A 6711-nucleotide genomic window follows, 5' to 3' on the forward strand; every position below is an offset into this window, starting at 1 on the left:
ATGATATCTTTGCCCTTTTTAATGTCAGTTAAGTTGTTATAAACACAATTTACGTGGATATAAGCTGTCAAGGGACGGCACGAAGTGCTGATCCCCGATTAATAATTCGGGGACATGCTTATATGCTGGCAAATCCCCAAAATCCACTATGAATTGTATTGTAATACATTGATTATAAATAGAATATAAACCATAAAAGCCGGTGATTGCTTCGGTGATAAAACAGTGACATCGGATGACGTCATGCCGAACTCGTTTCGGCATCTATTCCACATGGTGGTATCATTATTTATTCACCGGAATAAGATTTTATAAACCCATTGAAAAGCCCCGCGGTCACAAGCGTTTTTCGGAAAAAGAATGGGTGCTGTCCGAGCGAGCCGAAGGCTCGTGAGTTCACACATTCCCGAAAAACGGGCCGTGACCGTGGAAACAGGTTTTTCACGGGGTGCCCTTTCCTTGGTTACTTCCTTTGGGCAAGCAAAGGAAGTAACATCTGAAGGAAGTAACATCTAAAAAAGTGTCCTTTAAAATGGGTGCTGTCCGTAACATCTTCACCTGCTCCCCCCAAAAAATCCACGATTACTTTTTTATTGTAATACTTAGTATAACACCTTTTTGGAGCTTCTGATTTTTCAACCCCGTTGAAAAGCCCGTGGAAGAAGGCTTTTCACGGGGTGCCCTTTCCTTGGTTACTTCCTTTGGGCAAGCAAAGGAAGTAACATCTGAAGGAAGTAACATCTAAAGGAAGTAACATCTAAAAAAAGTGTTCTTAAAAAAATGGGGGATTGCCAGTGATTTACATGCCCTTGACAGCAACAAAACATCACATTTAGTTCTGGGACTCGTGAAAAATATACTTTTTCACAGCCCTCTTACCCTGACTTATTATAATTTCACAACACTGTACTTGTTCCTCGGCCCTTATGCGGATGATCCATCTACGATCTGACCTTGATAAAAGCATCGATTGCCTGCCTGACCTGCTCTTCCGAATGGGCGGCTGAAAGCTGTACCCTGATTCTCGCCTTATCCTTCGGTACCACGGGATAGCTGAAAGCTATGACATAGATGCCTTCCCCGAGAAGCGCTTCCGCAGTCCGGGAAGCAAGCACCGCATCGCCGTACATGATGGGGACTATGGGATGTGTTTCGCCGCGAACGGTGAATCCCGCTTCGCTCATGCCGTTCCTGAAAAGCGCCGTGTTGCGGGCGAGACGGTCTCTGAGCTCGGAGGATTCGCTCAGAAGCTCAATTGCCGTGAGCGTTGTCGCGGCAATGGCCGGGCAGAGGGTATTGGAAAAGAGATAGGGACGTGACCGCTGGCGCAGGAGCTGCGCGATTTCACGCCGTGTTGCGGTAAATCCTCCCGATGCTCCGCCGAGCGCTTTGCCGAATGTTCCGGTTATGATGTCGATACGGCCCGAGACGCCGCAGGCTTCCGGTGCGCCCCGGCCGTTCTCCCCGATGACACCCGTTGCATGGGAATCGTCCACCATGACCAGCGCGCCGTATTTCTCGGCTAATTCGCAGATACCTTTCAGGTCGGCGACAATCCCGTCCATGCTGAAAACACCATCGGTCGCGATGAGTCTGATACGGCAGCCGGAAGCATCACGGAGACACTGCTCCAGATTATTCATGTCGTTGTTACGGTATACGAAGCGTTTCGCCTTGCACAGGCGGACGCCGTCAATGATGGAAGCGTGGTTGAGCTCATCGCTTATCACCGCGTCATCGGCGGAAAGCACCGTTTCAAACAGGCCGGTGTTTGCGTCGAAGCACGAGGAATAGAGAACCGCATCCTCCGCTCCGGTGAATTCCGATATACGGCGCTCGAGTTTTTTGTGTATATCGAGGGTGCCGCAGATAAACCTGACCGAGCTCATCCCGTATCCGTAGGTGTCGAGCGCTTTTTTCGCCGCCTCGACAAGCACCGGGCTGTTTGACAGTCCCAGGTAGTTGTTGGCGCAGAAGTTGATCACCTCGGAGCCGTCCTCGAGCCTTATCAGGGCGCTCTGCGGTGTGACAATGATGCGTTCGTGCTTGAATGTCCCGCTTTCCCTGAACTGACTGAGCGATTCTTCGATAATTTCTCTGTTCGTGTACATGGCTGACGGTTCCTTTCATCGGTCATTTCGGGTCATCGTTCATTTCCAGAACGACTTTCACCGCCTCGCCGCGGTGAAGCAGATCGAATCCCCGTTCGAAATCCACGAACGGAAGACGGTGGGTTATCAGACGGTTGACACGTTCCTGCTCCCTGAGCATGAAATTCTGGGTCTGGAACCATGTGTCGTACATCCTTCTCCCGTTGATTGCCTTGATGGTGATTCCCTTGAACACGATATCTTTTGCCCAGTCGAAGGTAACCTTGCCCGGAGGTATGCCCAGCACGCATGCACACCCGCCGTTCCGCAGGAGACGGAATCCCGTATTGATCGCGTCCGGGTGTCCCGACATTTCAAGCAGTATCTGGGGACCGAGGCCATCGGTATGGCTCAGCACGATGTCTTCGAGATGCTCGTCGGACGGGTCGATCAGGACATCGGCGCCCGCCTTCCGTGCGTGTTCGCGCTTGAAGGCGTTCGGTTCTATGACCATGATGGTGGATGCGCCCACACTCCGGGCAATCGCGACTGCAAAAAGCCCGATTGCGCCCGCGCCGGTTATGAGCACCGATTTTCCCGAGACCGGTTCGGCCATGACCGTATGCATGGCGTTTCCGACAGGGTCGAAAATGGACGCGATATGATCCGGTATCGCGTCCGGAACAGGCCACAGGTTTCCCGCATCCATGCTCATGTATTCGGCAAAGCAGCCGTCACGGTCGACACCGATTATTTCCACATCACGGCAGATGTGCGCCTGTCCGGTGCGGCAGAATTCGCAGTGCCCGCAGGCTATGTGGCCTTCGGCGCTGACCCGCTGGCCGATGGGAATATGATGCGTGGATTTACCGAGCGCAACGACTTCCCCGACCAGTTCATGGCCGGTTATCACCGGCGGATGGATGCGGTTTCTGCTCCACTCGTCCCAGTCGTAAATATGCACATCGGTCCCGCATATCCCGGCAGCACGTATGCGTATCAATACCTCGCCTTCGCCGGGAGACGGGTCCGGAACGTCCTTGAGAACAAGCCCTTTCCCCGGTTTTTCCTTGACAAGAGCCTTCATGGTTTGTCCACTCCTTTATGGTAAGAAAAATTACTGATGACCCCCTGAAATCCACGACAAATTGTATTGTAATGAATAGATTATAAATAACATAACAACCTTTGAAACTTCTGATTTATCAACCCCGTTGAAAAGCCCCCCGGTCATTGCCCGTTTATCGGAAAAAGAATGGGTGCTGTCCGTAACATCTTCACCTGACCCCCCAAAAAATCCACAATGACTATTTCATTGTATTGAATTGATTATAAACAGCATAACACCCTTTGGAGTTTCAGTTTTTTCAACCCCATTGAAAAGCCCGTGGGAGAAGGCTTTTCACGGGATGCCCTTTCCTTGGTTACTTCCTTTGGGCACGCAAAGGAAGTAATATCTAAAAAAGTGTTCTTTAAAATTGATGATGGCCGTAACATCTTCACCTGGCTCCCCCCAAAAAATCCACGATGACTATTTCATTGTATTGAATTGATTATAAACAGCATAAAAACCTTTGGAGCTTCTGATTTTTCAACCCCATTGAAAAGCCCGTGGAAGAAGGCTTTTCATGGGGTGCCCTTTCCTTGGTTACTTCCTTTGGGCAAGCAAAGGAAGTAATATCTAAAAAAGTGTTCTTTAAAATGAGTGATACCCTCAAAAAAATAACCTTGACACCGTGAGTTCAGTATGTTATAATGGTGTTTAATATAATGAACCCATACGGTATGTCAAGAAAAAAATTCAATATATTAAACAATAATTAATTATATGAAAAATAACCGGAGGATCGTATCATGAAACCAAAATCCGAATTACCGGCTCTCGGGAAAAATATCGAACGGATCAGGAAACAGAAAGGGTTTTCTCTCGAGGAGCTTTCCCAGCGGAGCGGCGTTTCCAAGGGGATGCTGTCGCAGATCGAGCAGGAAAAGGTGAATCCGACTGTCGCTGTGGTATGGAAAATCGCCTATGGCCTCGATGCGCCGTTTCACGATCTCATTGCGGAGGTTGACGAAGTACCGATTTTCAATGTTATCCGCAGGGAAGAGGCGGTTATCCTCGAACGCGACAAGGGACGTTGCATGTTCAGGATCATATCGCCGTTATCGATGGCCGAAAAACTCGAGCTTTACACCCTTGCCATGAAAAAGGACGGCGTCCTCGAAAGCAACGCGCACAGCAAGGGGACGGAGGAGTTCGTTACGGTCATGACCGGAAGCGTCACCGTGGAGATAAACGACAAAAAGGCCGAAGTGAAAGCAGGCGATTCGGTACATTACCACGCCGATGTCCACCATATCATCCGCAATGTGAACGATGGCGAAAGCACGCTCTATATGGTGGTAAAATATCCGTGATATACTATTGCATTCGATAATGTATTATTGAACAGGGATATATGGTATAAATAAAAAGAGAATTCTTGATGTAATCCGCGTAAATCCGCCTGATCCGCGTAAATCCGCGTTCTGGTTTTTAAAGCATCTGATTTTACCCGAAAACTCCCGAAACCCTGCCGTTTCGCTCGATTATCCGGTTGAGAGCGGCGAGATTGAGCAGGAGATGACGGGGCTGGTGGAAGTTGCCGATACGGGTGCTCTTCGGGTTAAAAGTGACTTTTCGGTCTGAGCCCAGTATCCAGAGCGGATACCCGTATTTCTTGAGAAGAAACGTTTCCTCGATATACGAGTAAATTTGTGTGAAAAGGTCGTATGTCCAGTCAGCGCCGGTGTGCTCGGTTATCATCATGAGCCCGACGAGGGTTTCGACCTGGGCGTAGTGTGCTTTTCCCAATTCCCACCTGTTCTCGTCCACATGCCTGAGCATGGTGAATACGCCGCCGTATACGTCATCCCATGCGACTCCGATGTGACGTCTGAGTCGTTCAGCCGCCGTATCGAAAAGCTCCCTGTTCTTTATCCGCGCCGCTTCATCCATGACATGCCAGAGCGCCTGGAAATCGTTGCCGAAATTGACCACCTGGCCGTAATCGTTATCCGGGAATGAGTGGTCGTGGTTCAGGATTTCGGTCACGAGGCCGAACCGGGGATTGTAGTAGTTGTTCATGATCGTATCGACACAACGGGCCGCAAGCGCCTCCATATCGGGGTCCGGCTGCTGTTCGAGAAGACGTGTCGCCGCCCGGAGAAACAGCATCCAGTCGTCCATGATCCTGATGCCGGGAGTGAGCGGCGCATCGGGGCCGAGATACCCTTTCCCCACATCGGTACCGTAATCGTCACGGTCATAGACACGAAGGCATTTGAGCGTGATCTCACGGGCAAGCTCGCGGTACGACCGGTCATCGGTTGCCCGTGCGAATTCGGCGAAACCGTCCGCGATATAGAGATCGGCGTTGACCGATGTTCCCGGCGGAGAGGTTGGATTCCCGTCCTTGTCGAACGATCCCGGCCACATGCTGTCGCCTTCGGGTTTGTTCCTGAGGAGAAACTCGACGGATTTACGGGCGACTTCGAGATACTTCTTTTCCCTGCCGCATGTGTTGTAGAGACAGGAATACACCCATATGCCGCGCCCTTCGTAAACGGCTCGTTTATTGGTCGATATCAGCGTCCCGTCGGGCGAGGCGTTGCACATGAACCCGCCCTTTTCATGGTCGATGATATGCTTGTCCATAAAGGGGAGATATTCATCGAACAGCACCGAATGATACCGGTTTCTGAGTTCTTTGAGGCTCATTCCGGCAAAAACGGGAGTTCCGGCTTGTTTGGTTCCGGATTTCTCCGATGCTGCTTCGCTCTGCGCCGTATGTGACAGCACAGCGATGGCTGTTGCCGATGAACTGATAAATGTTCGCCGTTTCATCGTGTCTCTCCTGATGCCTTGAAAAAAACACCATCCGGATGATTTGTTGCTCCGGTGGCTAAACGGTGACATCGGATGACGTCATGCCGAACTTGATTCGGCATCAATTGTATATAGTGGTATCGATATTTATTCGTCGATGTAATAAGCTGTCAATGGTCAGCACTGAGTCCTGATTTATATGCTGGTTACTCCCAAAAATCCACGATTACTTTTTTTTAATAAATAGCATAACACCTTTCGGAATTTCCGATTTTTCAACCCCATTGAAAAGCCCCACAGTCACAACCGTTTTTCGGAAATTAAATAGATGCTGTCCGGAACATCTTCACCTGCTCCCCCCAAAAATCCACGATTACTTTTTTTTATTGTAATACTTAGCATAACACCTTTCGGAATTTCCGATTTTTCAACCCCATTGAAAAGCCCCGCGGTCACAAGCGTTTTTCGGAAAAAGAATGGGTGCTGTCCGGTACATCTTCACCTGGCACTCCCCTCAATCCATGACTTTTCATTGTAACAAACAGCATAACACATTTTTGGAGTTTCCGATTTTTCAGCCCCATTGAAAAGCCCGTGGAAGAAGGCTTTTCACGGGGTGCCCTTTCCTTGGTTACTTCCTTTGGGCACGCAAAGGAAGTAACATCTATAGGAAGTAACATCTAAAAAAGTGTCCTTTAAAATTGGTGCTGACCGGAACATCTTCACCTGCTCCCCCCAAAAATCCACGATTAC

At 49.6% G+C, this 6711-nt stretch carries 4 protein-coding genes; 1 reads left to right on the plus strand and 3 read right to left on the minus strand.

Annotation, left to right across the window (positions count from 1 at the left end; all coding sequences use genetic code 11):
* Window positions 1-941 precede the first annotated feature (941 nt).
* Entirely contained in the window at window positions 942-2111 is a 1170-nt protein-coding gene (locus tag LLG96_03075; protein ID MCE5249181.1) for a glycine C-acetyltransferase, read from the minus strand.
* A 22-nt stretch (window positions 2112-2133) separates the two neighbouring features.
* Entirely contained in the window at window positions 2134-3177 is a 1044-nt protein-coding gene (gene tdh / locus LLG96_03080; protein MCE5249182.1) for an L-threonine 3-dehydrogenase, read from the minus strand.
* Between the two features lie 767 nt (window positions 3178-3944).
* Between tdh and LLG96_03085 the strand changes: the two genes are divergently transcribed.
* Complete coding sequence (locus LLG96_03085; GenBank protein MCE5249183.1) at window positions 3945-4508, plus strand: XRE family transcriptional regulator; 564 nt, start codon at window positions 3945-3947, stop codon at window positions 4506-4508.
* 133 nt (window positions 4509-4641) lie between these two features.
* On the opposite strand, the gene LLG96_03090 is transcribed toward LLG96_03085, so the two are convergent.
* Entirely contained in the window at window positions 4642-5976 is a 1335-nt protein-coding gene (locus LLG96_03090) for an AGE family epimerase/isomerase (GenBank protein MCE5249184.1), read from the minus strand.
* Between the last annotated feature and the right edge of the window lie 735 nt (window positions 5977-6711).

This window comes from bacterium (assembly GCA_021372535.1).
GTDB lineage: Bacteria > Latescibacterota > Latescibacteria > Latescibacterales > Latescibacteraceae > JAFGMP01.

What these genes read in the sequence shown, in the direction of transcription:
- LLG96_03075 (MCE5249181.1), bottom strand. Translation starts at nt 2,111, where the DNA reads ATGTACACGAACAGAGAAATTATCGAAGAATCGCTCAGTCAGTTCAGG.
- tdh (MCE5249182.1), bottom strand. Translation starts at nt 3,177, where the DNA reads ATGAAGGCTCTTGTCAAGGAAAAACCGGGGAAAGGGCTTGTTCTCAAG.
- LLG96_03085 (MCE5249183.1), top strand. Translation starts at nt 3,945, where the DNA reads ATGAAACCAAAATCCGAATTACCGGCTCTCGGGAAAAATATCGAACGG.
- LLG96_03090 (MCE5249184.1), bottom strand. Translation starts at nt 5,976, where the DNA reads ATGAAACGGCGAACATTTATCAGTTCATCGGCAACAGCCATCGCTGTG.